Raw genomic sequence first — 25,882 nt, forward strand, 5'->3', positions numbered from 1 at the left:
TGCTCTTCAAATTAGGATAATCTGAATATCGACCAGACAATACCAGATGAAGTTGCTCCTCCGAGGTTTAGCGAAATGGTGAGACCATTGGCGTCGTAGAACAAGCCGACCACATCGCCTGCATTCAATTGCACATCGCCAGCCAAGGTTACAGCGCCATTCCCCAGAACCGCTCTTAAGGTTAGAACCAAGGCAACGTTGACATTCAACAGCGGAAACAATCCACTGATTAAATTCGTGACAATCGGCGAAGTCCTGCGTACAGTAAAAGCCGGATTGATTCCCGCTCCGAGAGATACGGTTACTGCTGCTGATGTAGAATAATTTATCGTAGCCTTAATCGCATATCTTCCTGTCGCAGGTACCGTAAAGGTCCCTGTCGTTGCATTAAAACTTGGATCCGGATAATAGGGCGCCGTCACGGTCCAATTTCCAAGCTGCGCAGATGTAGTCACTGACAAAGCAGTTTGAAAAGCAGAAAAACCTGTCGTTGCAAAGTTCGGACCTGTCGCGCCGGTTGCACCGGTTGTGCCTGTTACTCCCGTAGCGCCAGTTGCTCCTGTTGCTCCCGTAGCTCCGATTGCACCTGCTTCTCCTGTCGGTCCTGTTACACCGGTTGCTCCGGTGACTCCTATAGCCCCGGTTGCTCCCGTTACACCCGTTGCTCCCGTAGCGCCCGTCACTCCTGTTGCTCCGGTTGTACCCGTTGCTCCTGTTGCCCCCGTCGCACCAGTTACCCCCGTAGCGCCAGTTGCTCCTGTTGCACCGGTTGCACCTATTGCTCCCGTGGCTCCTGTCACGCCTGTTGCTCCTGTAACCCCCGTTGCTCCCGTAGCGCCCGTCACTCCTGTCGCTCCCGTTGCCCCGGTTGCACCTATTTCACCCGTTGCTCCCGTGGCTCCCGTCACGCCAGTCGCTCCTGTTGCCCCTGTAACCCCCGTCGCACCAGTTACCCCAGTTGTACCCGTGACTCCGGTAGCACCTGTAGCTCCTGTTACTCCGGTGGCTCCTGTTTCTCCCGTTGCCCCAGCTGCACCTATTTCACCTGTTACTCCCGTTGCTCCTGTCACTCCTGTTGCCCCCGTCGCACCAGTTACCCCTGTAGCGCCAGTTGCTCCTGTTGCACCGGTTGCCCCTACTTCACCGGTCGGTCCTGTTACTCCCGGATCTCCAGTTACACCCGTTGCTCCTGTCGCTCCCGTTGCCCCGGCTGCACCTATTGCACCCGTTGCTCCCGTGGCTCCCGTCACGCCAGTCGCTCCTGTTGCCCCTGTCGGCCCTGTTACTCCCGTAACGCCAGTTGCTCCCGTTACACCAGTTGCTCCTGTTACTCCAGTTGCCCCGGTTGCACCTATTTCACCCGTTGCTCCCGTAGAGCCCGTTACCCCTGTTGCCCCGGTTGCTCCTACTTCCCCTGTCGGTCCTGTTACTCCCGGATCTCCAGTTGCACCCGTTGCTCCGGTGACTCCTATAGCCCCGGTTGCTCCGGTGGCGCCCGTCACTCCTGTAACTCCGGTAGCACCTGCCTCTCCTGCCGCGCCTGTTACTCCAGTTGCTCCCGTAGCGCCCGTCACTCCTGTTGCTCCGGTTGCTCCTACTTCCCCTGTCGGTCCTGTTACTCCCGGATCTCCAGTTGGACCCGTAGCCCCGGTTGCACCCGTTGTTCCCGTAGCGCCCGTCACACCTGTTGCCCCGGCCACACCTGTTGCCCCCGTTGCTCCTGGCACTCCTGTTGCCCCTGTCGACCCTGTTACTCCCGTAACGCCAGTTGCTCCCGTTACACCAGTTGCTCCTGTTACTCCAGTTGCCCCGGTTGCACCTATTTCCCCTGTCGGTCCTGTTACTCCCGGGTCTCCAGTTACACCCGTTACTCCTGTTGCCCCGGTTGCCCCTACTTCCCCAGTAGAGCCCGTCACACCTGTTGCCCCTGTCGGTCCTGTTACTCCCGGATCTCCTGTTGGACCCGTTGCTCCTGTAACCCCCGTCGCACCAGTTACCCCAGTTGTACCCGTGACTCCAGTAGCACCTGTAGCTCCTGTCGCTCCCATTGCCCCCGCTGCCCCGGTAACACCCGTTGCTCCTGCGACGCCCGTCACTCCTGTTGCCCCGGTCGCCCCTACTTCCCCTGTCGGCCCTGTTACTCCCGTTGCCCCGGCTGCACCTCTTTCACCTGTTGCTCCCGTGGCTCCTGTCACTCCTGTTGCCCCCGTCGCACCAGTTACCCCCGAATCTCCTGTTGGTCCTGTAGCCCCCGTCACACCAGTTACTCCTGTAGCTCCTGTTGCTCCTGTCACTCCTGTTGCACCGGTTGCCCCGGTTGCTCCTACTTCCCCTGTCGGTCCTGTTACTCCCGGATCTCCAGTTGCACCCGTCGCACCTGTCGCTCCTGTTGCCCCGGTTGCTCCTGCCTCTCCTGTCGCGCCTGCTACTCCAGTTGCTCCAGTAGCACCCGTCACACCCGTAACCCCGGTTGGACCTGTGGCACCTGTAGCTCCTGTCGGCCCGGTCGCACCCCATACTTCCTTTGCCCCACAATGCCAACCCGTTGGCGTAATCAAGCCGGATAACACGTTGTCCAATTTACACTGTAGTAACCACTGCTTTTTTGTAATTTCCTGAATCGTATGCCTAACGCTTTCATTCACTTTTAATAGGTCTTGAACCGTTGCTGGAGAACCCGCTAACCCCGGAATCGTTCCAAGGACATACTGAAGCTTTTCTCCCTCGGCATGAATGACATAACTTAACCCTAACTCCTCCATCGCGATGGAAGCAAGTAAGTGATTTATCGCTTGGTCCTTTGACTTAAAAGGAGCCGGAGTGACTTTAGAACGATTATCTTCAGGCATTCAGCACCTCCGCCGCTCGTATGCAAGCCTGAGTTTTATCAGATACTCTGCGTATGTATACTGTTGGTCTCCAGTGCGTCCAGCATGTTACTGAACTTCATATGCAGCATCACTTCCCTCAACAGCACATCCTCCATCATTTTTCGAACTGAATCTTGAATGACGAATAGATCATGAACGGATAGAACCTCTAAGGTTTCCATCGCAGGATGCAAAGTCCCCGCTACATATTGAATTTTCTCGGCTTCTGCGTTAACGATATGAGCCAGTGCCATCTCCTCTATAGCGATCGTAGAGAGCAGACGCATGATCGTATGAATTCGCTCTCTCTGCGCCACGGATTCCGGGTTGGACGAATGGGCCTTAGACAAACATCTCACCGCCTTCCTCTTTATTATGATCTTGGGTTTTGCTTGGTGAATACACGGATCTAAGCAGGTAGGGCGGTGAGGGAAACGGGGAGCGTTTCGTAGACTGAGCATTCCACAAATGCTGATTCAGCACCGGATCAATTTTACCTGTCAATTGTATGGAGAGCAGCAGCGTATGTATTCTGACGGGATTCCAACGAGCCCGTTCTGCCTTATTCAGCCAAGGTAAACCTATATTTATTTTCTGCTGATAGATATATAGAAACTGAGAAACGGCAAGAGTGTCCGAAGATGGATGTAAACGAGATTTTTCACTCTTCATCATCAGCTGCCGAAGGTCGTTCACGGAATCCAAGAATCGATGGAATGATTGATTAAGCTCGAATAGCGATGGAAAAAGCACCTCTGCTAGCGTCCGGCTGAGTTCGTTTTCTAGTGTGTGCTTCAGTCTGTCCCTATTCCCCATCATTGCAGTCGTCCCAGCCATGTCCGGGGTCATTGAGTTCCATGACATTTTCCAATTTTCGCAGCAGCAACCATTCCTTCATCACAATCACATCCAGCAGCTGAGTCACCTGGCCACTCAATTTTATGAGGTCCGCATGGGAAGGCTCAACCGAAATGCGGTGATGATGACCCACAAAAGCTTGAATCTTCTCGGCTTCGGCATGAAGCAAATGGGCAATCGCGTTTTCCTCCATCGCAATCGATTTTAACAAATCGATGACTACCTCTTCTTTGGTCGGTCTAAAACTCTCTTCGGGAATCTGCGGCATACTCATGCTTAAGCCCCTCCTCGTGGAATGATTACGGCACATGAAGTGAATGTGATCCCAGAATAATCTATCCCCATTTATGATTAAGAATATTGAGCTAACAGGGGCGATATGCGTCATTTATGGATAGAAAGGCTTATATTTGATGATCCCCGGTTCATTTCGTAAGCTGACTTGAATATATATCTGGCATATTGTTATGAATCAAAACCATACATGGGGGTAATTTCATTGAACACTATCAGCCTGTGCATGATCGTAAAAAACGAGGAACTCGTGTTAAACCGCTGTTTATCCTGTGTTGCCGACATCGTGGATGAGATCATCATTGTCGATACAGGATCTACCGATCGTACAAAAGAAATCGCTCAATCCTTTACAGAGCTCATCTTTGATTTTGAGTGGATTGACGATTTCTCGGCTGCGCGTAATTTCGCTTTTAGTAAGGCTACCCAGGACTATATCCTGTGGCTCGATGCTGACGACATACTGCTGGAAGAAGACCAGCTCAAGTTAAAAACGCTTAAAGAAAACCTTACATCCGGCATCGATTCCGTTACCATGCTCTACCACTTAAGTTCGGACGAATTTGGCAATGTCACCTTCAGTCTCCGGCGCAACCGTCTTGTGAAGCGAAACAGAGGCTTCCGATGGATCGGACCCGTCCATGAGTATCTAGAGGTCTACGGCAATATTATCAATAGCGATATCGCGGTTACCCATCTCAGCTCGAAGCATGACCCCGATACCGGCCGGAATCTTAGAATCTACGAGAAGCGTGAGACGGCTGGCGAATCGTTCACGCCACGAGATTTATTCTATTATGCGAATGAATTGAAGGATCACGGCCAATTCGAGAAAGCTATTGATTATTACGAACAATTTTTACATACGGAACAGGGTTGGATTGAGGATATACTCACGGCCTGCAGCAGGCTATCCGATTGCCATCACGAACTCGGTAACGGGCAAGCCTCTTTTGAATCCTCTATCAGATCCCTGCATTATGCGCCACCGCGGTCCGAATTCTGCTGCCGCATTGGTTACCATTTTTTCGTGAAAAATAACTACGATACGGCCATTTACTGGTATAAACTGGCGACCGAGCTAGAGCTGCCTCCGGGTTATATGGGATTTCACAACCCCTCCTTCTCCACCTGGCTGCCTCACCTGCAATTGGCCGTTTGTTACGACCGGATCGGAGCCCATGCTCTTGCCAATCAGCATAATGAGCAGGCGCTTGTCTATCGCCCAGGCGATGAGACGATACTGGCGAACCAGGAATATTTTCAAAACAAGCTGCAGGAGCTTCAAAATGACCAAGAAAGGCCGAGTCCATGACAGCCAAGGAACGCAGACGTGTTCTGATCGGCAGTCCCGTACGGCAAAAGCCTGAAATCCTGGACTATTTTCTGACTTCATTACGCCGGCTGGAACACGATCATCTTGATGTGAGCTACTTCTTTATTGATGACAACAACGATGAGTTATCCAGCGCACATCTGAGCCGATTTATGAGGGAAACAAATCATGTTGTTATCCATAACGCTCATAGCGACGATTACGATTATATCCGCAACGAGACAACGCATTATTGGAATGAACCGTTAATTTGGAAAGTAGCTGATTATAAGAACAAAATCATTCAATACGCGCTTGATTTACATTATGACTATTTGTTCCTCGTCGATTCGGATCTGCTGCTGGCGCCGCAAACATTGAACCATCTCGTCGCAATTAATAAAGAGATCATCTCAGAAATTTTCTGGACACGTTGGCAGCCAGATGCACGGCCCCAACCCCAGGTATGGCTAAAGGATGAATATATCCAATACGAACAAAGCGCAGGCGAAACGTTGGATGAAGCAGAGAAGGAGCAGCGTTACCAGCAGTTTGTCAGCCGGTTAACGGAGCCGGGAGTATATGAAGTGGGCGGGCTCGGAGCCTGCACATTAATCCATCGCCAGGCGCTCCTGCGTGGAGTTAACTATAAACGCATCTATAACTTATCCTTTTGGGGGGAGGATCGGCATTTCTGCATCCGGGCCGCTGCGCTGGGCTTTACCTTATATGTAGATACTCACTATCCGGCCTATCACATTTACCGTGAAAGTGACCTTCACAATGCCAAGCTGTTTCTGCAGGCAACAGAGGAGATTTCGTCCATCCCTGAGGTTAAGCTTCGTCAATTTGAAGAACATGAAGGGAGCTGCCTTCGTCAAGTTACTGCTGCTGCAGGAACTGCCCGCCCATCTCTCACCCTTACGATAGTACTGCGAAATGAGGGCAACCGCTATTTGCGGCAAGCGCTTGAACAGCATCGCTGCTATATTGATCAGGCCGTTATTATTGATGATGCCAGTACAGACAATACACTCGATGTATGCATGGACATATTGAAGGGAATTCCGCTGCGGCTGATCCGCAACGAATCTTCCCTGTTTCACAATGAAATCGAGCTCCGTAAACTGCAGTGGCGTGAAACTTTGAACGTTCATCCCGAATGGATCCTGAATCTTGATGCAGACGAATGGTTCGAATCCGCCTTTGTGGGCGAGCTTCCGGCTATGCTTGAACAACAAGAATTCGATTTGTATTGCTTCCGGCTCTATGACTTCTGGAATGAAACCCATTACCGGGATGATAATTATTGGAGCTCACATAAAACCTATCGCCCGTTTCTTCTGCGTTACCGTCCCGAAGTACATTATTACTGGAAAGAGACGGCTCAGCACTGTGGAAGGTTTCCGGCAAATGTATTCGAACTCCCACATCATCTGTCCGCCATTCGTCTTAAACATTACGGGTGGGCCAAACCGGAATACAGGCTTGAGAAATACAAGCGCTATCGACAGCTTGATCCTGAAGCGAAATTCGGCTGGAAGGAACAGTACGACTCCATCCTGGATGAGTCGCCATCACTGGTTGAATGGGTGGAATCATGAGCAGCGGTGGCAAGAAAGCGATGGACATGCGGATTATTCATACAATGCCATTATTCATCCGGGAGAGCTCACGCGAGCACGATTTAGATATGGCAAGCCTGGCGCTGGGCAGTCTCCAGCGCTCCCAAGATCACGTGACAGTTCTATTTAATCAAGGGTGCCTAACGAATGAAGAACTGCACGATTGGCTGCAAACACAAGGCATATCCGCTATGATTCGCGGGAACGGAACGAATATTGGCATCGCTGCAGCCAGGCAAGCATGCTTTGAGTTTATATGGGAGCACTTTCCGCAAATCGAATACTTATCTGAAATTCATGTCGATATGATATTTCCGCCGAACTGGTACGCCCCCCTTCTTCGCTATCTGGAGCGTACAGACGAGCCCATGGTTTCACCCGGCATTGTTACTTCGAGCGGGGAACTGCAGCCGCTGGGAGCGTACATTCTTCTGCCGGATACACCGGAAGGGATCTGCGAAACGCTTCAGCAGCTCCCAAGAGAAGGCACCGCGGATGGATTCGTGCATCCGGTCGTTCACCGAGCGGATATACTGCGCGAGATTGGCGGGTATGATCCCCGTTTCCTATCCGGCAAGCAAGGGTATGAGGATGATAGCCTGCTGCTGGGCATGCGTTATTACATGGGAACCCGAACGAAATGGAGGCCGAAGTGCTGCCTGGAATCCTGGGTATACCACGCAACGATGGCGCAGCGCATGTCGCTTCCGGACAAATATATTGATTTTTCCAAGAACGAAAACGGCTTGTTTCATCAATATGGGGCCTACGGATTAAGGGAACTGGCTGATATTCACCATGGCTCCGAGGGATTCCTCCAGCTGTTTCGGAAATTTACGCCAGACCACAAAGGAGTGAGCGAATAATATGCTTCAGGACGAGCAGCAGAAGTTGATATGGGACCAGCTATGGTCCCGGGAGGTATCCTATCATTGGGATTCATTGAGCCAAACCATATACGATAAGATCATGGAGGTATCAGGAGGCATTCAGGGCAAACGCATACTTGAGGCTGGTTCGGGGACAGGCAAAATTTCGCTACGTCTGGCGGCTGAGCATGCAGAAGTAACTTTAGTCGATTATTCCGAGAATGCCCTGTTCAACAGCCGAAGCGCATTTTATAAGGCTAAGGTTCCGGGCACCTTTGTTCACTCCGACATTAGGGAAATGCAGCTTCCCGACCAGCAATTCGATATAACCTGGAATGCAGGTGTTCTTGAGCATTTTGAAGAGGACGAGCAGATCACGATTTTGAGAGAAATGATGCGGGTCACCAAACCGGGAGGAACGATTATAGTCCTCACCCCTTTTGCGGAGTGTTTGCCTTACCGTGCAGGTAAAGAAGCCGCGGAACAGCTCGGCACCTGGATGTACGGTATGGAGCGCCCAGCCTTTACTTTCAAGGATTCATTTGAGCGATGCGGAATATCGTTTATCGAGGAGAGCAGCATCGGCTTCTTGGACAGTCTGGATTTCCTTGATTTTATCCGGGATTCCCAGACCGTCAAGCATTGGCTGACGATGTGGTACCATGGACTCCCGGAACAAGAGAAGCGCAATGTGCCTGGATACCTGCTCGTCAGCGTTGGAATGGTGGGACCGTTACCCGAAACTGCCGAGAACCAATGGAATCAACCCCTTTATCATAAGCAATCGCCTGAAGAGAAACTGTCCCGCGCCCAAGCGATCATCTCCTCCTATCATGTTAAGCGGAACGAGAGTCACTACTTGTCTGTTTACAAGAATGAGGAAGCCAGCTACTGGTTTCCGCTGCTCGAGACTCTGGACTCGCTGCTTGTAAACCGAGGCACCAAGGTACTGGATATTGGCGCTGCTTACGGTACACTCTTGATGTACAGCGTCCTGTCCGGAGCCCAAGCATACGGTCTGGATCGAATCGCAGATTATTGGTCTATAGAGTTGGAACAGGATTATGGGATCCGATGGAGCCAATGCAATATTGAAGCTGAGGATATTCCGGGAAACGAACGATACGATGTCGCTCTGTTTACGGAAGTTCTTGAGCATATGAATTACAATCCCATACCGGTCCTCCGCAAAATACATGAAAGATTGATGCCAGGCGGCAGCCTGCTCATCTCCACACCATGGAAACGGCACTTTGCCCCTGCTCATTCCGATCCGGATCTCCTCCATATGCCTTACTACCGGACCGGCGACGGGTTTATCGATGCAGAGATGAAATATTATACGATCGACGAATTGTATGTCTTATCGGAAGCGACGGATTTTCATGTGAAATCGCTAGAAGTATTTAATGGACATCTGCTTGCCTGGTTTCTTAAAAAATAGCAGCATGGTATTTTGACTTCCAGCTAAACTGCAGCACTCTCTTAGAAAAGACAGCAGCCCGGCTTCTAAAAAGCCGGGCTGCTGCAAATCTGTTGTCCTATTTGACAGAGACGGTAATGGATACGGTCTTTGAATTGTACTGCCCTTTAATACGGGCGGTTCCCTTCGCGATTGCTTCAATACGTCCGTTCGTTACTTTGGCAACGCTGGAGTTGCTGGTTGTCCAAACGGCAGTGTCTCCAACATTTGTTTTCGCGCCGGTATCGAATTCGGCCGTAACCGTAACGGTTTTGACGTCACCGGGCTTCAAGTTCAGTTTCTTCTCGCTGGCGATCAATTTCTTTAATTTCGGAACTACGTTTACCTTGACTATAGCCTCTTTGCCTTGGTAAGAACCCGTAATCGTAGCCGTTCCCTCGGCAACCGCTTTAACGGAGGTTCTGGATACTGTCACAATCGCAGTGTCCGAAGAACTCCAATTCATCTTGGATGAGAGCGAAATCGTTTTGCCGTTGCTGTAATAGCCTGTAACTTTAATCGATTTGGATTTCTTGATGTTGAGGTCGATATTCTCCGGCTCTACAACGATCTTCACAACTTCCTGTTCAACCACGACCGGAATCTTGACTTCTTTATTCAAGTAAGTGCCTTTCAGCGTGGTCGAGCCTTTTGTTAATCCCTTGATCGTGCCGTCTTTAATGACAGCCGCAGAGCCCGTCAGTGACCATTCAACGGAAGAGGTCACATCACTCTCCGTACCATCTTCAAATACAGCATCTACTTTCGGCAGCGCAATGCTTCTGCCCATAACCAGCTGATACTCTTCTACATCCGGCAGAAGTACCAGCACTTTTTCATTGACGGTAACCGGCACCGTCGCTACTAATCTGGAACCGATCTTACCGGTGATCGTTGCTGTACCCGCGTCAATGGCTTTGATTTTGCCGTCTTCGGTCGTTACCACTTTCTCATCGCTGGAAGTCCAGTTAACCGCGCTGCTGAAGTCCTCTTTCTCGTCGTCCAGAAGCGTTCCTGTCACTTTAGGGAAGGACTTGGATTCGCCTTTCAGCACATCCACTTCCGTATCAGCTGCCTCAAACTTGGTCACGGTCGGATATACTTTAACCGAGAATTCTTTACTGATTCCCAAGTAACTAACTTTAATGGTAGAGGTTCCCGAAGCTCTCGCTGTAATCACGCCACCATTAACGGATACGGCCAGCGGGTTGGATGAAGTCCATTCCCCAGGCACGTCAATGGATTGCGAAGCCGCGTTGCGAACCTTCGCTTGTACCGTAATCGAATCATTCATGAACAGAACCGGATTCTTGACGAAATCCGTCTGATCCAGAATCAAAGCTTCATAAGGATTGCGCACATACACATCCAATTTGGCCGTTGAACCCAGATAGCTCACGCTGATCGTAGATTTACCCAACGCAACCGGCTTTAGCTTGCCATCCTCAATCGTAGCTACGGAGGAATTGGATGATTTAAGCTCTATCTTATCCGTCACGTCCATACCTGTATCGGTCTCCGACTGCTTAGCGAATACTTTCAGCTCAACAGGCGCATCGCCAACCAAGAGCTCCTGATCTTCGCCCGGCACGATCGCAAGCTTTTGGTAAGGCGCAACGACTTTAACCGTAAAAGAAGCCTTAAGCCCTTTGTATTCCGCAGTCACGGTTGCGCTTCCCAAACCTACAAGGGTCAGTTCGCCTTTGCTTACTTTTACAACGCTGTCATCGGAAGTGGTCCATTTCGTTTCCGTGGTCACGTCATTCGTTCCGTCAGCCAATGCTTTAACGGTTAGACCTTCCGTTCCAAGCTTATGCTCCACTTTATCAGGCTGATCCAGTTTAAACTCGTCAATGGCAAATTTAACGTCGACGTCAATCGTCTTGATCGCGCCCTTGTATTTTGCCGTAATTCGGGCTGTACCTTTTTCCAGTGGAATGATGAGTCCACCGTCAACCTTTACGATTCTCGTGTTGGACGAAGTCCACGTCGACTCATTGGTTACATCCTTCTTCGTAGAAGAGCCTTCAATGTTAGCCAATACTCGAAGTTGTTCCGAAGTTTCATTAACGGTTAAGTAAATTTTGCTCTCGTTCGTATCAAATTCAATCGACGTTACGTCCCCGGAGGCGGCGAATACGCTGGTTGGAAAAACCATCGCCAACATCATCACAACGACAAGAAACATCTTCGTTGTCTTTCTGTTTAAGCTCATTTATTTCTCTCCTTTGTACCTTCTGTCTCTCAGGCTTTTTTTCAGTCTATCTCTATATCGACAGTCCCGGATGAAATCGTTACCTTCTGACGCCAAAATAGGCACAAAGTAGGATGTTTTCCCAGCACCGGATCTCGAAAAAAATCCGGCGTGATAAAATGGACAGCTGTTCCTATCAGGCAAGCCGGGATAACGCTCATCCTGCTTAGATCAGCTCAATTTTATGAGTTTATAATTGTTCAACAGATAGTGAAAGCCCGAATATATCGTCAAGGCCACTGCTGCAAGCATGAGAATTTCATCCACTTGAATCATAGTGACAAGCTGAAACGGATAATTATCCAGCAATACCGCTGCAATGGCTATCACCTGAAGTACCATTTTCAATTTGCCGAGACTGTCAGCGGACAATGCGATTCCCTGCTCGGATGCAACCATCCTAAGCCCTGTGATCACAAATTCCCGCGCAATGATGGCAACGGCAATCCATGTCGCGACCATCCCTGATTGAACCATCATGATTAAGGCAACCGATATGAGCAGTTTATCTGCGAGCGGATCCAGTAGTTTTCCAAGATTCGTGATTTGATTGTATTTCCTCGCGATGTAACCATCCAGCTTGTCCGTAGCCGAAGCAAGAATGAACACGCCCAGCGCGATGTAGGTTCCATAAACATGAATAAATCCGAAGAAGCGGCTGTTCTCGGTCAGCCATAGCGGATACTCGGCAAAAAAAAGAATGAATAATGGAATCAACATTATTCTGGCTATCGTTATTTTGTTGGCAAGATTCATCGGCTCATCTCCTCGATCTGCAATTGGAATCGTTCGTTCCCCTAACTATTCGGCATCGTAAAAGGTCATATGCTCTTTATCCGCGCGGTAATAGTCCAGCCTGTCATTCATGGAGCCCGTATGAAACTCGAACATATGCCCATCCGGGTCCAGGAAGTAGATCGACTTCTTGTCCTTCTCGTCCCTTGCCCTTCCCGGCAGAATCTCCACCTGGAGCGCTTGCAGACGAAGCAGCGTTGTTTCATACTCCTCCTCTTCCATAGTAAAGGCAATATGCGTATATGTTCTATTCGAGGTGCTCCTGTCGACATCTTCTTCATTTAAAGCAATCCACAGTCCGTTCAGATCAAAATAAGCCAGCTTTCTCCCTTTAACCAGCAGTTTGGCTTCAAATACGTCCCTATAAAAAGCGATGGACCGTTCCAATTCCGAAACAGAAAAACAGAGATGGTTAATAGCCTGCAGTTTCATTGTTGGGCGACTCCTTTTTAATAGAAGATTCGATAAGATCCAGCACTTGCAGCGGTTGATGGATCTTCTCATACTCGCTCTCAATAAACGTGTTGAACCAATAGGCGTGATATGGCCTAAGACCGGCATTGCTGGCGCCTCTCAGCTCATCTGAACCGCCATCCCCGATAAACAGAGATTCCTGTGGTGTTACGCCCAATCGGTCACAAGCCATTCGATAGATTTCCGGGTTCGGTTTGGCTACCCCAACTTCATATGAGAAGATAACGTCATCGAAGTAAGGCGCCAATCCGCTCTGGCCAAAAGAAATCACCTCTTCTTCCGAGCAATTGCTGATCAAGCCCACCTTCAGACCCCTTTCACGCAAAAGCTCCAGCATCCTGCAGATCTCATTCGATATCGTATTGAAAGGGATTTTCTTCTCGCCGACTCTCGACTGATAGAGAAACTCTACGTGTTCCTGATGATAGGGTAAACCACGGGAATCAAGGATATCCCGGATCGCGGCATGATAGTTGGGAAAATGACCATTCATTCTTTGCTCAAACCGGATGCTCCACTCCCGTTTAAACTCCGCTTCGGATAACCCGAGTCTATTCCTATAATCATAGGACCTCTTGGACACCCGCTTGCCGTTTGCGAATTCCGTAATTAACGTCTCAAATAAATCGAAGAACACCGCCCTGACCATATGAAACACAGCTCCCTTCGTTAATCAACGATCCCTGCCGCCTGAGGTGATTTCGCCGGATACCGTTTAATGGTTTCATCCAGAACAATCCCGGTCTTCTCGTCCCAAATCTCGCTTAATTCAAACGTACCTTCTTCAAAAAACAACGGAAACCGGCGTTTAAACCAATCCTGCATGGGCAGCTTTAATGCCTCTTCCCGGTCCACCCATAACAGCTCTCCTTCAGGTGGATGCTCCAGCAATTCCCCTTCAAAGGAAGTGGCCAAATAATTAAACACCATATACCGTAGACCTGTATTCGGCTCACACGATTCCTCCAGGCCCTTATAGACGATGTCCTTTACAATCAAGCCGGTTTCTTCCCGCACCTCCCGAATGGCTCCGTTTACAATGCTTTCCGGAAAATCCACTTTGCCTCCGGGCGCAATATATCCGGGAAACCCTTTGGCATCCGGTCTGTTCATCAGCAGAACGCTGCTTCCGTCTTGTATCATGCACATGGTGTACAACTTCACTTCGGTCTGCAACCTAACCCCTCATTCCTAACGGTTCTACTTGGTTTATAGTATACATCCGGAAGCGCTGAATGACGATATGATGAACGGAGATTCATGCCGGTCTTTTTCAAACTCAAGGTTGTGAATCTGCATCAAAAAAAGGCCCGAGCAGCTTCTGCTCCGGCCTTCCCGATAAGTGTATGATCAACCTGCTTAAATCTTCGCTTTACGCAGCCATTCTCATGTCGGACGAATATCCGCCGTACATCATATAACTTGCGCTCGGAGTTTCAACCTGCATCGTAACCATGCAACCGATGGCTGATGCTTCACTGCTATTCCATTGAATAAGTCTCACGACCGCTTCAACGTCCCCGGATTGGTATGCCTCTGCCAATGCCTGAAGATTCAGGGTCATCACCTCGTCTTCCGGCATAGCCAATTCAAGTTCCTCTTCCTCCGGATCCAGCGATTGCAGCACTTTGTGAGCTCGATGAAGGGCCGCTTTCACCGCTCCCTCCGTCGTTTTCAGTTTCACCGCAGTTTCCGAAACAGAATATTCGTACACTTCACGGAGCACCAGCACCGTTCGCTGCAGGGGCGACAAGTGTTCCAGCAGCCATTGAAAAGCGAACTCGATGTCCAGTTTGCTGTCCTCGTTCGACGCTTCTTCCCTAGGCAAAACATGTTCCAGCTTCTCTTCCAGAATCCGTCTATAGGTCTGATCCCGGCGAACCCGGTCAATCCATGTATTCTTGGCAATCCGAAGCAGCAGCGCTTCGGGGTTGACATGGCTCCGCTGCTTCATATGCTCCAGTGCCTTGATCCAAGTGTCCTGCACCAGATCATCGGAATCCCATGAGGAGTTTGTAAGGGACAGACAGTATCTGTGCAGGGTAGCATTCATTTCCTCCAAGCTCAGATCAGCCGGTGGGGTAACGCTTGGTCGAAATATCGTCATCGGAAGCCAACTCCTTTCCTAATCTCGATAAAGATATCTTATATGTAAACGAATGAAGTTATCTTTTCGTTACTTTGATTTTCGAACAATTTATTTCGTGGTTTCTCCGTATCTTTTGCGGCTGCCTCTTCGTTTACTTGCTGAAACCTGAAAACCTAACGAATATGGAGGATGAAACCATGAATGTTGTTCCTTATGTTGTAGAACAAACCAACCGGGGCGAACGATCTTACGATATTTATTCCCGATTGCTGAAGGATCGGATCGTGTTTGTGGGTGCAGCCATCGATGACGCCATCGCGAACAGTATTATCGCACAGCTGTTGTTTCTGGCGGCTGAGGATCCTGAGAAGGATATCCACATGTATATCAATAGTCCGGGCGGTTCGGTATCCGCGGGCTTTGGCATTTACGATACCATGCAGATTATCAAACCTCAAGTCAACACCATCTGCACCGGTTTTGCCGCTTCTTACGGCGCGATCCTGCTGCTGGCCGGGGCCAAAGGCAAACGACTTGCGCTGCCGAACAGCGAGATCATGATCCATCAGCCGCTGGGTGGTGTGCAGGGGCAGGCTACCGATATTGCCATTACGGCAAAACGCATCCTGAAAACCCGTGAGAAGCTGGCACAGATTATATCCGAGCGGACAGGTCAATCCGTCGAACGCGTCGAAAAGGATATGGAGCGGGATTATTTTATGTCGGCGGAAGAAGCGAAGGAATACGGAATCATTGACGATATCGTCACGAAACTGTGACGCCAATCGATATAATGGCCATGATCCGTTAGACCCGATACTCTATTTTATTCACAAGGAGTGAACCGTATATGCTGAAAAGTTTGCTGAATCAGGAAGTGAGCATTTATTTTACGGATGGAAGCTATGTGCGGAACGGCACGCTGGAGGAAGTAGGCGATCAATTTATCCGGTACCAGGATGAATATGAGATGCTGTATGTACCGTTAACCGCAATCCGTTACGTTTCCGTGAATACCAAGGAACGAGACAAACCAAGAGTGGGATTTGCACCAACCTCCCGATAAGATAACAAGAACCGCATGGGCTCTTAAGCTCATGCGGTTCTGTTTGTATCGCGGTTGATTTTTTCTAATAGGAATGAGAGCATTCGCTGTTTGCAGACATCGTTCTGCTCCTTTTTATGAAAGCCGATAAACTGCAGGGCATGAATAACGGAGTAGAAATCAATCAGCGCCCGCTGTTCTTGCTTCATTCCCCAATGCCTGCATAACGCCTCCACGTAGGGCATCCCCTGCTCTCCAATATCGGAGACCACCGCCGTCTGCGTGAGGGCGATCATGTACAGCGGATCCCCGTAGCAGACCCAATCAAAATCAACGATACCCTGAAGCTTGCCTTCGGCCACAATTACATTCTTGATCGTAAGATCATCAAGGAAACAGATGGGCTCCACTTGGTCAAAATAAGGCGTGTAACGCTGCTTCATTTGTTGCAATTGGACGATGGTCTCCGGAGTAACATCATCGATTATGTGATCGATATGCTGGCGGATATCACGATTGATGATCTGAGTCCAGGATGAGAAGGGCCCCTGCTCTCCAATTGGAACCCATCCGAATCCGGTGCCTCGGGGAAGCTCTGACACGCTGCGTTGGTATGAAATGATCTGCTGGGCAAGTTCAGTCATTTGTTCATGCGTCATTCCCTCAAGCTCATAGCGGAGGTCCCGTCCGGGAAAGTGCTCCAGTATCATATAAGCAAAGGGGACCTGTTCCATGGATATATCCGTTCGAATCACGCTCGGTACCGGCAAGCCTAATGAAGAGAGAATCGCAATATTGTCCGCCGTATGCTCCAGGACGCTGGGCTTGTCATTGGTTCTGAGAATGATTTGCTCATCGGATAATGTCACACTATATACCTGATTGGTATGGCCAAATGACATGGGCTCGATCTTCAGCGGCGGGCTGCCGTAAACCTCTTTTATAAGATCCTCCAGGCTCATCTCCAACACCTGCCTTAACGGTCACTTTATGTACACATCTTCAAAATGTTCAACGACGGGGAATGGATCATAAAAGTGATGCAGCAATTCTTTCCATTCCTGATATTCGGCGGATCCCCTAAAACCTATCGTGTGATCCTCCAGCGTCTCCCATTTTACCAATAGAACATATTTGTGCGAATCCTCCAGGCACCGCTTCAGCTCATGATGGATATAACCCTCCATCTTGGATATGATCCCTGAGGCGATTTGGAAATTGCGTTCAAAATCTGACGTAAGTCCTGGTTTCACTTGCAGCATGGCCACTTCGAGTATCATTGCGTTTCCTCCTTTGGTATCACGTTGAAATTCATATCACGGTTTATCCACTATATTCAAGCTCAGCAGAAGCCTGAAACGTAAACACTCCCTCTTCATCCGGCTCAAGACGATACATCTTCTGGACGGCGTTCAGGTTCAACCCTCCATATATATGCGGGTACAATTGGTTCATCTCATATAAGTCCTCATATACAATCTCCGCTTCCACCTGATCTTCCTGGATACCCAGAACAAATAGATCCGTCCTGCCTGTGTAGAACGTATTGGCGACTCCGCTGACTTGCTCCTCTGTGGAGCAGTGGATGAATCCGTCCGTTTGTAAGCTCGGCGGCTCGTACAATCTATTCTCTCGTGCTATCATCCAGGCTTCCTTAGAAATTATATGATAGATCATGCCGTCCGTTCCCCCAGTCGCTTATTTTTTCGTACTATCTTGACACACTTTGGATGGAAAAACCAGACTCCCTCCGGAAAGAAAATCCGTTTATTTCATGATAATATCCTTAAGGTCACGACGGGGACTCGGATATACCGCTGCCATAGGATAGCCGATACGGAACAGGAATACCGCCTCCCCTGCGGAGGAATCCGATAACTGCGCAAGCTGCTGGCCAAAAGGTCTTCTTTCACTCTTAAGCTGCAGTTCCCGGTCTCTCATTTCCATCGGTTGATTCAATGGGTGCAGTGCCAGACCTTCAGCTGTTCCTTTCAGATGAATCCTCTGCCAGAAACGCCCCGCCCTGACTTGATCCGCCGGATTGCGTAAATCCGGGATCGAGAGTAATCCATAAGCTGCTGCCGTGTGAACATGTGTCTGCCGTGTAGATTTCAGCCAGAATTGATTCGCACTGTCGTGGGAAACGTTTGGAAGAATTTTTCCAGCCGCCCTGACCCATGCCGGTCCGCCTTGAGCATCCAGCGTCAGGCCGTCCCTAAACTTATGAAGCTCATCCCAATCCCCACGGAACCAGCGGTTGCTATCATGACTCATCTCAGGGTCTGCGATGATGGCCACGGTTGATTCAATCACTAAGTCCCCTGCCCGACCCTTCTGATCGGCTGTTGTCAGCCACGTCAGCCTTACATTCGGTTCGTCATAACCAATCTCAGATATCTGTTCGAATGTTTCGGAAGATATTTCACGGTCCGTGTCATAAGCCCCCCGATGCGTATGTCTCTCCGTTATGGCCTGATGAAGATCTGAATTGTCCTTCTTGCCGGGAATTAGCTCAACCTTTGCGATATATTCCGTATTTAATGGGTCCGGAAAGTATATTAGCTGTGGAAGATACCCTTTCACTCTTGCCGTCAGCATCAGATTCTCCAGCGCACAGCCCAGACCCATATGCATCTCCCTGAGCAGGGGATCCATCGTGCCGAGGCTCCTTGTAAGGTCAGCAAACAGCTCGATGGACGTCTCTGTCACTCTAAACAGCCATGGTTGGCTGTTATGCGGATTGGATGCCAGCGTGGCTGCATGTACTAAAGCCATAGGCTCCGATAAAGGGAACACTTCATCAGGCGTCCATAATTCATAAGCAGGTCCTTTACCGGTGCTGAATACGCCCTGATCGACGGCTCTCCACAACAACCCGCCAAAAGAAACAGCAAGAAGGGAAGCACCCGCTTTTTTAAGAAAATCTCTTCTGGATGATTTTGAAGTCATTAGCTTATCGGCTAAGCCAGGTTCTTTCCCGATCTTCTTCATTTGGTATCCCCCTTAGGTTTAGTTGCGTCACTTACCGCGGGTATATAGGGATGGAGTACGGACAGAATCAACACGATTCCCTGTTCGATCTGACTTTCATCGGCCTTTACACCGCCGCTTTCAAGATAAGACAACCAGTAGTTACTAATAATCCAGCAGGACGTCAATAACGATTCCATATCTACGGACTCAGGTAATCGAAAGACCCTCGCATCCACAAATACTTGAAAGAACTGCTGCAACTCGCCTATCCGCTGCGTCTGGATCTGTTGATGAACAACCTTCAGTTTCGGATCCGCTCTCATCAAAGGAATAAGTTCACGGTAAAAGAAGCGATATTTGAGCTGAAGCTGAAGGTTAAGTCGGATAATATCCTCCAGATCGCCCAGGGAAGGTATGTAGTCCTCCTTGGAAGAAAGCCACACACGATCCCAATCCGCAATCATAACCTGAAGAATGGCGCGGATAATATCTTCTTTATTCTGATAATGATAGTAAAGGTTGCCTGGACTGATCCCGATTTCACCAGCTATCCGATTCGTGGAAACTGCGCCTGTTCCATATTCATTGAATAAGTTGATAGCTGCCTGAATGATTCTGTCTTTGGTTTTGGAGCCCATGATGGTTCACACTTCCTCATGAAAAAATAGAGTATTTACTCTAAATCAATTTTAGAGTAAATACTCTATTTTTGCAATATCAATAACACAAAAAGAAAACACCCTTAGGATGTCCTCTTTATCATCGTTTATTGATCCAGGTCATCATCCTCGAAGATGACTTCATGGACGGCTTCTCCCAAAGCATAAGTCAGCTGCCCATTGATAAATACGGCACAGGCCTGCTCATCGATGCCAATCCCGCGCTTCACCTTCTTCGTTCTCATACCTTCCAGCAGATTGGACTGGTCGCTCCACTCCGTATAATGAACGCTGATCAAGACATTCGAAAGCAACCCTACCCCTTGCTTAAACAGCATTACGCTTTGTTCATTATCCAGTGGCGATATGAGGCAGGTCTCCGGAAGAATCAAGGCGCCCGCCGAATTTCCTGCAATGGGAACGCCGTTCTCGTAACAGTTCATCAGCAGCTCTTTAAAACGACCGGTCGCGTAATAGTGATGGTAATTCTCCGTGTTGCCCCCGCCAATAAATATCCCTGTGGCCTGTGACAACACCTGTTCAGCCTGTTCCATGTCCAGCTTTCCATCCTCGCCAGGAACGATGACCTGCAAGTCCGGGGCACCTGATTCTGCCCACATCTGCTGAAACAGGGGAACATACTCCTCCCAGCCCGGTCTGTTCATAATGCATAAAACAATTCTGGCGTTGGGACCGCCAGCTTGCTCTATAAATTGTCTATTTGCCTCTGTTTGAAAGGAATTTCCTCCAAGCAAAAATAGATATCGATCCCTCAAGGTTACGCCCCCTTATTTCTTCTTTTTCGGACCTCGTTTATAGACATAGAACAGCAGCACGGATATAAAATAAATCGGAAGCAGAATAATGCCAATCACGGCACTCAGCAGGACGATGGAGAGCTGGCCGCGGTCTGCCATCGCATCGTAATTCACATACCCGTAGACAATCCATACCAGTCATAACAATGTAACGGCATATCCTATTTTATAAGGTAATCTCACAGCGTGGTTCACATCCTAGAAGTAATTTGCGTGACACATTCATAAACATTTCGAATACAACAATTCAACAAACTCGTGCTGCTTTCGTTCCATCCATTCTTTTCTGATCCGAAGTTGCTTCAACATCAGGTGAAAATAGGAGGTGATGTTCCTTCCGGCCACATGCTGCCCGATATAGATGCTTAATAAAGAAACATAATATAACTGCATGATATAGGGAATCCACTGGATCTCTGCACGAGTTAACCTCATATATTTTCGATACTCATCTAAAAAAAGCTCGACCTTTGTCAAGGTCTGGTCTTCATGCTGAAGAAGATGGTTCAGACAAATGGATAGCTCCCATATCCGTATGTCCATAGCCGCAAAATCAAAATCCAATACACCGCTCATCTCCCTGGACTGGGGATTGATCAAGAGATTAAAAACTAAAATATCATGATGGACCATTTGTTTAGGCAGTGCATTCAGTTCAGCTGCATGGTTAAACACAGATTCATAGTATCTTTGTAATACAGCTATCTGTTCAGCATCAATATCAAAAGGAGGGCATGCCAAAAACTCATTAATTTTCGTCTGATTCGATAGAGAATGAAGGTTGTAAACATCGTGGAACGCAATCGCAGGACAAACCACATCGAAGGAATCCGATTCGAATTGCTGAAGAGCATATGATAATTCCCCAACTGTCCGCCCGTAACTTAGCACATCGGTCATGCTGGATAGATCAGGGACCTCTCCTTCGATAAACCGTGACAGGGAGCCCAGGGAACCGTCCGACATAACCACGTACTTCGCATCATCCTTACTGGAGACGAAACCTGGAATATCAAATGATAAGGAACAACGCTCCAAGTAAGCTGTTAGTCCAACCTCAAACCGCAGCCTCTCTTCATTCTTCGTATGACGATTGTATATTCTTGCGACGTATTTCTTTTGGTTCATTGCTACAATTCGGGATTCATTCGTCATGCCGAAAGGAACGGTATCGATCGAATGCACAGGTCCATGAAAATAATGCTGCAACAGCTCCTGAAATACGTGTTCCACTGTCTACACCTCTTTTCTGTTAAGCGCGTTCCCTCATGCAACTCATGGTTCATCGTTAGTTAGTTGAATCGAACGGTCTTCTTGCCGTATGGCAAAAGCCAGCTTGTACAGATCTGCAATATCTTGCCTGCCCGTCTCCTCCAATCGCTTCACGGCTTCCTCCAAATCAACGGCCTCTACCGCGATGACTTGCTCCCCATCCTCTGGATTCAGCGGCTCCCCAACGATGCGCACATCCCCGTATCCAACCAATCTGACAAAATGAGGATGGGGAATATGCGGCCGATAAGGTGTCTTGCTGCTGGATTCGCAACGGAACTGGCCGAAGACCCGGAACGACTCGAGTTCTGCGCCAAGCTCCTCCCTAACCTCCCGTCTAAGTCCTTCCATATAGGACTCGCCGGGTTCCAGGGTTCCTCCGGGAAGCTCCCAGCTTCCGTCAGCTACCTGAAAAATAATGCAGCGATCCCCGGCAAACGGAAGAATCGTGACATTGCTGACCTTCGATTCTTCGATTTCATCTCCGAAGGCAAACCTGGCTCGGACTACGCCCCATTGAATATCTTTCGAGAGAGCCGGGTACAGGCTCATATCCTTGTTTTTTCTCATGCACGCAATTCCTTTCGCACTTTACGAATTCATTCAACCTATGTAGCGCTGTACTCATGAACCATAAGCACCTGCTCCATCGAGCTCGTAAATCCAAGCTCCTGCAGCACGTTCACCAGTTCCTTATGCGAAGCCCGGATGTTGAATGCGGACCGCTTGCAGGCATAACCGGGTTGTATCATCTCCAGTACCGCGGTCTTCATCACGGCTTCTGCATCCGGATGTTCTGGAGCGGCCTCACAGCGAAACAGCGTAATGGCTGCCAAACTGCCTGAGGCATCAAACACCCGCTTAAACAAACCAAAGCCTACCTGTTCTTCTCCTTCATATACAATGACGCATTCGCCGTCTTTGATACTGGAAGCGTCTGTCTGCCAGACTTCACCGGATCGATAGAAGGCTACAGATGCAGCCTCCGCTGCCAGACCTCTGACCAGCGTATACGGTGAACGGGTATTCTTCGCATCTTGCTGCTCCGGAGGCTGTTCATTCGTCATGATGAGCAGCCGGTCGATGATATGATATCCAACGCTTTCGTAGAGACGAATCGCTGGCGCATTTGTGCTGATCGCCTCTAAATAGGCACGACGGACGCCTTGTTCTTCGTAAAGCTCTTCGTTTTTCTCCATCATGTTTTTGCCGATTCCCTTCCCCCGGAAATCGGGAGCTATCGCTGTCCCGCCGTTACGTACAATCTTAATGCCGTCTTCTTCCCGAAAGCTGTTCATGACGATGCCGGCCGGTACGCCATCCATGTAACAAGCGAGCGATCTCTCCATGCACAGACCATCGCTTCCGATACGGGCAATGAAGCGGTCCAGCGGCATCGAGGCGTTCACCATGTATCCTTCAAATGAGTGATTCCACAACTCCGATACTTCCCGAATCGGAAGCTCGCTTAACGGTTTATATGTAATCATAGATATAATCCTCCTAATTTATGGGCAATAAGCGGGGTGCTATGAAAGATGCTTTCTATTAAAAACATGCAGGAAGAACACCTGAGTCTTACTCACTCATGTTCTCCTGCATGTCTTAGCCATGCTTATTTACAATTTAAAGAGCTGCATCGTCTACGCTGTCCAGCCAAGCTTCGATGCTGCCAATGACGGAAGTGACACAACCATCCTCAAATGGGGAGATCAAACCTGCCACCTTCACCAGTTCGGTGAAGGACTTGCTTCCACCTTGACGGCACAGGTTCAGATAATCTGCCCATGCAGCGGATTGGTCCTCATGCATCTTCTTCCAGAATTGGAATGCGCAGATTTGAGCCAACGTATAGTCGATATAATAGAACGGCGTGCTAAAAATATGGCCCTGTTTATGCCAGAAGCCGCCTTGCTCCAGATACGCATTGTCATCATAGTTCCGGTGCGGCAGATATTTGCGCTCAATTTCGCGCCATGCCTGTTTCCGTTCAGCCGGCGTCGCATCCGGATTTTCATAAACAAAGTGTTGGAACTCGTCAACCGTTACGCCGTAAGGGATGAAGATAAGTCCGCTTGCGAGATGGTCGAAGCGGTATTTATCGGCCTCATCCTCGAAGAAACGGTCCATCCACGGCCATGTGAAGAATTCCATGCTCATGGAATGGATTTCGCACGCCTCATAGGTTGGGAACCCATACTCCGGTACCTCGAAACCTCTGCTCTCATATACCTGAAACGCATGACCGGCTTCGTGCGTCAGCACATCAATATCACCGGAAGTCCCGTTAAAGTTGGAGAAAATAAACGGTGCGCCATACTCGCTGATATAGGTACAGTATCCGCCGCTCTGCTTGCCTTTTTTGGCAACCAGATCCATAAGGCCGTTCTCCTGCATGAAGGTAAAGAACTCATGGGTTTCCGGAGATAATTCCTCATACATCTTCGCACCATGGTTGACGATCCAATCCGGGTCCCCCTTCGGTGTTGCGTTCCCCGATTTGAATGAGAAGTTCTCATCGTAGTACAGCAGTTGGTCCACATCGATTCGTTTCTGCTGACGCTCTTTCAACTTGCTTGCAACCGGAACGATATGCTCCAGCACCTGGTTACGGAAGTTAGCCACCATCTCCGCGTTATAGTCCGTGCGGGCCATGCGGGCATAACCAAGTTCTACGTAATTGTTAAATCCTAGTTTCTTGGCAATCTTGGTTCTCACTTTAACCAGATCGTCATAGATACGGTCGAAGTTTGCTTCGTTCTCAGCCATGAAGCCGCTGGACGCCTCCATTGCCCGTTTACGCATATTGCGATCCGTCGATTGCTGGAAAGGAATCAATTGCGACAGGGTACGCTCTTCGCCTTCGAACTGAATTTTGGCGGAAGCGATCAGCTTCGAATATTCCGTCGTCAATTTATTTTCCTGTTGCAAGTCCTCGATGATCTCAGGACTGAAGGTTTTGAGGGAAAGCTCTGCCAATTGGAACAGCTGTCGCCCCCATTTGTCCTCCAGCTGAGCTCTGAATTTCGAATCCACGAGAGCCCGATAATAATCCGTTATGTATTCCTGGATGACCGGTCCGTTCTCGTCAAAGAAATCCTGCTCTGCCTTATAGAACTCGTCGTTCGTATCAATCGAGTGCCGGATATACACCAGTTGACTCAGGGTATCCATCTCACTGCGCAGTTTGTTAATGCGGGTCATCGCCTCATCCTGTTCCTCATACGTGCTGGCGGAGGTGAAAGCGTTAAGCTGCTCTTTAAACTTTTGCTCAAAAGCTTTTACGTCGGGGCGTTCATAGCGATACTCGCTGAATTTCATAAGATACACCTGTCCTTTCCCATATAAAAAATGCATCCTGGCGTCTGATCGCATGGATTCAAAACACCAAACTATATCTAAATTCTATATGCGAATCAGAATATCCTTCACAGGTCTATGAAATTCTACACGCCCCTATGGGTTACGTTATAATCTTAAGGCCGATCGCTGAAGCCAGGATTAAAGCAATGAAAAATATCCGACGTCCTTCCTTAGGTTCTCCGAAAACAAACATCCCCAGCAAGGTACTGCCGGCCGTCCCCATTCCTGTCCAAATCGCATAAGCGGTTCCCATGGAAATAAAGGCCATCGCGTACGTCAGCAGCAGGAAACTCGAACCGAGCGAACAGGCCAAAAAGATGTAGGATCCCAAGCTGCGACTCAGGCTCACCCTTCTTAACGCAATCACACCCAACACTTCACATAACCCTGCGCCGATCAGAGCGATCCATTCCATTATGCACCACTCTCCTGCGCCTGATTATCCGTATCCTTCGTGACCAGTTTGAGTCCGAGCACCCCTGCAGCCAACATACCAATCAGCAGCAGCTTGACGGGATTCGCCTGCTCGCCAAACAGAAGGATCTCGACTAATACCGTACCGGCTGTCCCCAGTCCGGTGAAGATCACATATACCGTACCGATGGGAAGTTTAGCAGCAGAGTCCAAAAAAACTTTGAAGCTGAATATAATCGAAGCGATGGTAATGATCCACTGCCACCAGGTATCGGAATGCTTCAAACCGGATACCCATACAACCTCCAGTGCCCCCGCTAATAGTAAGAGCCACCATGCCTTTTTCATCTCCAACATCCTTCCACTCTGTATTTGTATGAACATATTCATGGTGTAGTTGTGATTGTAATCTAAAAATGGCATACCGTATAAT

Annotated in this window: 29 protein-coding genes; 6 read left to right on the plus strand and 23 right to left on the minus strand. The window is 49.0% G+C overall.

The window, feature by feature from the left end; genetic code table 11:
* Positions 1 to 11: 11 nt before the first annotated feature.
* From M4D81_RS09660 to M4D81_RS09675, 4 genes are read right to left on the minus strand one after another with little or no spacing between them, the layout of a single operon-like run.
* Positions 12 to 2,849 (minus strand): collagen-like protein, encoded by a 2,838-nt coding sequence (locus tag M4D81_RS09660; protein WP_260065914.1) that lies wholly within the window; start codon positions 2,847 to 2,849, stop codon positions 12 to 14.
* A 38-nt stretch (positions 2,850 to 2,887) separates the two neighbouring features.
* Positions 2,888 to 3,220 carry an alpha-helical endospore appendage domain-containing protein gene (locus M4D81_RS09665; RefSeq protein ID WP_260065917.1) on the minus strand — a complete coding sequence of 111 codons (333 nt, stop codon included), beginning with the start codon at positions 3,218 to 3,220 and terminating at the stop codon, positions 2,888 to 2,890.
* Positions 3,213 to 3,689 carry a hypothetical protein gene (locus M4D81_RS09670; RefSeq protein WP_260065918.1) on the minus strand — a complete coding sequence of 159 codons (477 nt, stop codon included), beginning with the start codon at positions 3,687 to 3,689 and terminating at the stop codon, positions 3,213 to 3,215. The genes M4D81_RS09665 and M4D81_RS09670 overlap by 8 nt, the downstream gene beginning before the upstream one ends.
* The gene (locus M4D81_RS09675; RefSeq protein WP_071219936.1) at positions 3,676 to 4,002 is read right to left on the minus strand and encodes an alpha-helical endospore appendage domain-containing protein; all 327 of its coding nucleotides are present in this window, start codon (positions 4,000 to 4,002) and stop codon (positions 3,676 to 3,678) included. Before M4D81_RS09675 ends, M4D81_RS09670 begins: the two co-directional genes overlap by 14 nt.
* A 225-nt stretch (positions 4,003 to 4,227) precedes the next feature.
* Here M4D81_RS09675 and M4D81_RS09680 point away from each other — a divergent pair, with 225 nt between their 5' ends.
* The 4 genes from M4D81_RS09680 to M4D81_RS09695 are packed head-to-tail and all read left to right on the plus strand — an operon-like array spanning position 4,228 to position 9,275.
* A complete protein-coding gene (locus M4D81_RS09680) occupies positions 4,228 to 5,337 on the plus strand; it encodes a glycosyltransferase (RefSeq protein WP_194543689.1) in 1,110 nt (369 codons plus the stop codon).
* Positions 5,334 to 6,941, plus strand: a complete 1,608-nt coding sequence (locus tag M4D81_RS09685; protein WP_260065920.1) for a glycosyltransferase — start codon at positions 5,334 to 5,336, stop codon at positions 6,939 to 6,941. Before M4D81_RS09680 ends, M4D81_RS09685 begins: the two co-directional genes overlap by 4 nt.
* A complete protein-coding gene (locus M4D81_RS09690) occupies positions 6,938 to 7,828 on the plus strand; it encodes a glycosyltransferase family protein (protein WP_260065921.1) in 891 nt (296 codons plus the stop codon). The genes M4D81_RS09685 and M4D81_RS09690 overlap by 4 nt, the downstream gene beginning before the upstream one ends.
* A 1-nt stretch (position 7,829) precedes the next feature.
* The gene (locus tag M4D81_RS09695) at positions 7,830 to 9,275 is read left to right on the plus strand and encodes a methyltransferase domain-containing protein (protein ID WP_260065922.1); all 1,446 of its coding nucleotides are present in this window, start codon (positions 7,830 to 7,832) and stop codon (positions 9,273 to 9,275) included.
* 97 nt (positions 9,276 to 9,372) lie between these two features.
* On the opposite strand, the gene M4D81_RS09700 is transcribed toward M4D81_RS09695, so the two are convergent.
* The 6 genes from M4D81_RS09700 to M4D81_RS09725 form a co-directional block, all read right to left on the minus strand.
* Positions 9,373 to 11,508 (minus strand): Ig-like domain-containing protein, encoded by a 2,136-nt coding sequence (locus tag M4D81_RS09700; RefSeq protein ID WP_260065924.1) that lies wholly within the window; start codon positions 11,506 to 11,508, stop codon positions 9,373 to 9,375.
* A gap of 210 nt (positions 11,509 to 11,718) precedes the next feature.
* Positions 11,719 to 12,303, minus strand: coding sequence for a CDP-diacylglycerol--glycerol-3-phosphate 3-phosphatidyltransferase (pgsA, locus tag M4D81_RS09705; RefSeq protein WP_260065925.1), 585 nt, complete (start codon positions 12,301 to 12,303; stop codon positions 11,719 to 11,721).
* A 45-nt stretch (positions 12,304 to 12,348) separates the two neighbouring features.
* Positions 12,349 to 12,774, minus strand: coding sequence for a metallothiol transferase FosB (gene fosB, locus M4D81_RS09710; protein WP_071219932.1), 426 nt, complete (start codon positions 12,772 to 12,774; stop codon positions 12,349 to 12,351).
* On the minus strand, positions 12,755 to 13,465 hold the full coding sequence (locus M4D81_RS09715) for an HAD family hydrolase (protein ID WP_260065927.1): 711 nt from the start codon (positions 13,463 to 13,465) through the stop codon (positions 12,755 to 12,757). The genes fosB and M4D81_RS09715 overlap by 20 nt, the downstream gene beginning before the upstream one ends.
* Before the next feature lie 20 nt (positions 13,466 to 13,485).
* Positions 13,486 to 13,965 (minus strand): 8-oxo-dGTP diphosphatase, encoded by a 480-nt coding sequence (locus M4D81_RS09720; RefSeq protein WP_260066386.1) that lies wholly within the window; start codon positions 13,963 to 13,965, stop codon positions 13,486 to 13,488.
* 223 nt (positions 13,966 to 14,188) lie between these two features.
* On the minus strand, positions 14,189 to 14,923 hold the full coding sequence (locus tag M4D81_RS09725) for an RNA polymerase sigma factor (protein ID WP_260065928.1): 735 nt from the start codon (positions 14,921 to 14,923) through the stop codon (positions 14,189 to 14,191).
* Between the two features lie 164 nt (positions 14,924 to 15,087).
* Here M4D81_RS09725 and clpP point away from each other — a divergent pair, with 164 nt between their 5' ends.
* Together clpP and M4D81_RS09735 are read left to right on the plus strand one after the other, a co-directional pair.
* Entirely contained in the window at positions 15,088 to 15,684 is a 597-nt protein-coding gene (gene clpP, locus M4D81_RS09730) for an ATP-dependent Clp endopeptidase proteolytic subunit ClpP (RefSeq protein WP_074961827.1), read from the plus strand.
* Between the two features lie 71 nt (positions 15,685 to 15,755).
* Complete coding sequence (locus tag M4D81_RS09735; RefSeq protein ID WP_071219928.1) at positions 15,756 to 15,971, plus strand: hypothetical protein; 216 nt, start codon at positions 15,756 to 15,758, stop codon at positions 15,969 to 15,971.
* 29 nt (positions 15,972 to 16,000) lie between these two features.
* Here M4D81_RS09735 and M4D81_RS09740 read toward each other — a convergent pair whose 3' ends face one another.
* The 13 genes from M4D81_RS09740 to M4D81_RS09800 all read right to left on the minus strand — a co-directional run bounded on the left by M4D81_RS09740 (position 16,001) and on the right by M4D81_RS09800 (position 25,797).
* Entirely contained in the window at positions 16,001 to 16,912 is a 912-nt protein-coding gene (locus M4D81_RS09740; protein ID WP_260065929.1) for a phosphotransferase family protein, read from the minus strand.
* A gap of 21 nt (positions 16,913 to 16,933) precedes the next feature.
* The gene (locus tag M4D81_RS09745) at positions 16,934 to 17,230 is read right to left on the minus strand and encodes an antibiotic biosynthesis monooxygenase family protein (RefSeq protein ID WP_071219926.1); all 297 of its coding nucleotides are present in this window, start codon (positions 17,228 to 17,230) and stop codon (positions 16,934 to 16,936) included.
* A 43-nt stretch (positions 17,231 to 17,273) separates the two neighbouring features.
* Positions 17,274 to 17,627: a DUF952 domain-containing protein gene (locus M4D81_RS09750; RefSeq protein ID WP_260065931.1), complete on the minus strand. Its 354-nt coding sequence runs from the start codon at positions 17,625 to 17,627 to the stop codon at positions 17,274 to 17,276.
* A 90-nt stretch (positions 17,628 to 17,717) separates the two neighbouring features.
* Positions 17,718 to 18,941: an Acg family FMN-binding oxidoreductase gene (locus tag M4D81_RS09755; protein ID WP_260065933.1), complete on the minus strand. Its 1,224-nt coding sequence runs from the start codon at positions 18,939 to 18,941 to the stop codon at positions 17,718 to 17,720.
* Entirely contained in the window at positions 18,938 to 19,561 is a 624-nt protein-coding gene (locus tag M4D81_RS09760; RefSeq protein WP_260065934.1) for a TetR/AcrR family transcriptional regulator, read from the minus strand. The genes M4D81_RS09755 and M4D81_RS09760 overlap by 4 nt, the downstream gene beginning before the upstream one ends.
* A 128-nt stretch (positions 19,562 to 19,689) precedes the next feature.
* Positions 19,690 to 20,358, minus strand: a complete 669-nt coding sequence (locus M4D81_RS09765) for a Type 1 glutamine amidotransferase-like domain-containing protein (protein WP_260065935.1) — start codon at positions 20,356 to 20,358, stop codon at positions 19,690 to 19,692.
* A gap of 12 nt (positions 20,359 to 20,370) precedes the next feature.
* Positions 20,371 to 20,514: a hypothetical protein gene (locus tag M4D81_RS09770; protein ID WP_260065937.1), complete on the minus strand. Its 144-nt coding sequence runs from the start codon at positions 20,512 to 20,514 to the stop codon at positions 20,371 to 20,373.
* Between the two features lie 108 nt (positions 20,515 to 20,622).
* A complete protein-coding gene (locus M4D81_RS09775) occupies positions 20,623 to 21,633 on the minus strand; it encodes a phosphotransferase enzyme family protein (protein WP_260065939.1) in 1,011 nt (336 codons plus the stop codon).
* A gap of 42 nt (positions 21,634 to 21,675) precedes the next feature.
* Positions 21,676 to 22,242 (minus strand): NUDIX hydrolase, encoded by a 567-nt coding sequence (locus M4D81_RS09780; RefSeq protein ID WP_071219919.1) that lies wholly within the window; start codon positions 22,240 to 22,242, stop codon positions 21,676 to 21,678.
* A 38-nt stretch (positions 22,243 to 22,280) separates the two neighbouring features.
* Positions 22,281 to 23,162, minus strand: a complete 882-nt coding sequence (locus M4D81_RS09785) for a GNAT family N-acetyltransferase (protein ID WP_260065941.1) — start codon at positions 23,160 to 23,162, stop codon at positions 22,281 to 22,283.
* Positions 23,163 to 23,298: 136 nt separating this feature from the next.
* Positions 23,299 to 24,993 carry a M3 family oligoendopeptidase gene (locus tag M4D81_RS09790; RefSeq protein WP_071219917.1) on the minus strand — a complete coding sequence of 565 codons (1,695 nt, stop codon included), beginning with the start codon at positions 24,991 to 24,993 and terminating at the stop codon, positions 23,299 to 23,301.
* A 142-nt stretch (positions 24,994 to 25,135) separates the two neighbouring features.
* Positions 25,136 to 25,450: a DMT family transporter gene (locus tag M4D81_RS09795; protein ID WP_260065944.1), complete on the minus strand. Its 315-nt coding sequence runs from the start codon at positions 25,448 to 25,450 to the stop codon at positions 25,136 to 25,138.
* Positions 25,450 to 25,797, minus strand: coding sequence for a DMT family transporter (locus M4D81_RS09800; RefSeq protein WP_260065946.1), 348 nt, complete (start codon positions 25,795 to 25,797; stop codon positions 25,450 to 25,452). Before M4D81_RS09800 ends, M4D81_RS09795 begins: the two co-directional genes overlap by 1 nt.
* Between the last annotated feature and the right edge of the window lie 85 nt (positions 25,798 to 25,882).

Origin of the sequence: Paenibacillus sp. p3-SID867 (assembly GCF_025142895.1) — a bacterium.
Classification (GTDB): Bacteria; Bacillota; Bacilli; order Paenibacillales; family Paenibacillaceae; genus Paenibacillus_AQ.

Excerpts from the sequence above, each read along its gene's own strand:
- M4D81_RS09660 (WP_260065914.1), bottom strand. The coding sequence starts at position 2,849 with ATGCCTGAAGATAATCGTTCTAAAGTCACTCCGGCTCCTTTTAAGTCA.
- M4D81_RS09670 (WP_260065918.1), bottom strand. The coding sequence starts at position 3,689 with ATGATGGGGAATAGGGACAGACTGAAGCACACACTAGAAAACGAACTC.
- M4D81_RS09675 (WP_071219936.1), bottom strand. The coding sequence starts at position 4,002 with ATGAGTATGCCGCAGATTCCCGAAGAGAGTTTTAGACCGACCAAAGAA.
- M4D81_RS09685 (WP_260065920.1), top strand. The coding sequence starts at position 5,334 with ATGACAGCCAAGGAACGCAGACGTGTTCTGATCGGCAGTCCCGTACGG.
- M4D81_RS09690 (WP_260065921.1), top strand. The coding sequence starts at position 6,938 with ATGAGCAGCGGTGGCAAGAAAGCGATGGACATGCGGATTATTCATACA.
- M4D81_RS09695 (WP_260065922.1), top strand. The coding sequence starts at position 7,830 with ATGCTTCAGGACGAGCAGCAGAAGTTGATATGGGACCAGCTATGGTCC.
- M4D81_RS09700 (WP_260065924.1), bottom strand. The coding sequence starts at position 11,508 with ATGAGCTTAAACAGAAAGACAACGAAGATGTTTCTTGTCGTTGTGATG.
- pgsA (WP_260065925.1), bottom strand. The coding sequence starts at position 12,303 with ATGAATCTTGCCAACAAAATAACGATAGCCAGAATAATGTTGATTCCA.
- fosB (WP_071219932.1), bottom strand. The coding sequence starts at position 12,774 with ATGAAACTGCAGGCTATTAACCATCTCTGTTTTTCTGTTTCGGAATTG.
- M4D81_RS09715 (WP_260065927.1), bottom strand. The coding sequence starts at position 13,465 with ATGGTCAGGGCGGTGTTCTTCGATTTATTTGAGACGTTAATTACGGAA.
- M4D81_RS09720 (WP_260066386.1), bottom strand. The coding sequence starts at position 13,965 with ATGTGCATGATACAAGACGGAAGCAGCGTTCTGCTGATGAACAGACCG.
- M4D81_RS09725 (WP_260065928.1), bottom strand. The coding sequence starts at position 14,923 with ATGACGATATTTCGACCAAGCGTTACCCCACCGGCTGATCTGAGCTTG.
- clpP (WP_074961827.1), top strand. The coding sequence starts at position 15,088 with ATGGAGGATGAAACCATGAATGTTGTTCCTTATGTTGTAGAACAAACC.
- M4D81_RS09735 (WP_071219928.1), top strand. The coding sequence starts at position 15,756 with ATGCTGAAAAGTTTGCTGAATCAGGAAGTGAGCATTTATTTTACGGAT.
- M4D81_RS09740 (WP_260065929.1), bottom strand. The coding sequence starts at position 16,912 with ATGAGCCTGGAGGATCTTATAAAAGAGGTTTACGGCAGCCCGCCGCTG.
- M4D81_RS09745 (WP_071219926.1), bottom strand. The coding sequence starts at position 17,230 with ATGATACTCGAAGTGGCCATGCTGCAAGTGAAACCAGGACTTACGTCA.
- M4D81_RS09750 (WP_260065931.1), bottom strand. The coding sequence starts at position 17,627 with ATGATCTATCATATAATTTCTAAGGAAGCCTGGATGATAGCACGAGAG.
- M4D81_RS09755 (WP_260065933.1), bottom strand. The coding sequence starts at position 18,941 with ATGAAGAAGATCGGGAAAGAACCTGGCTTAGCCGATAAGCTAATGACT.
- M4D81_RS09760 (WP_260065934.1), bottom strand. The coding sequence starts at position 19,561 with ATGGGCTCCAAAACCAAAGACAGAATCATTCAGGCAGCTATCAACTTA.
- M4D81_RS09780 (WP_071219919.1), bottom strand. The coding sequence starts at position 22,242 with ATGAGAAAAAACAAGGATATGAGCCTGTACCCGGCTCTCTCGAAAGAT.
- M4D81_RS09785 (WP_260065941.1), bottom strand. The coding sequence starts at position 23,162 with ATGATTACATATAAACCGTTAAGCGAGCTTCCGATTCGGGAAGTATCG.
- M4D81_RS09790 (WP_071219917.1), bottom strand. The coding sequence starts at position 24,993 with ATGAAATTCAGCGAGTATCGCTATGAACGCCCCGACGTAAAAGCTTTT.
- M4D81_RS09795 (WP_260065944.1), bottom strand. The coding sequence starts at position 25,450 with ATGGAATGGATCGCTCTGATCGGCGCAGGGTTATGTGAAGTGTTGGGT.
- M4D81_RS09800 (WP_260065946.1), bottom strand. The coding sequence starts at position 25,797 with ATGAAAAAGGCATGGTGGCTCTTACTATTAGCGGGGGCACTGGAGGTT.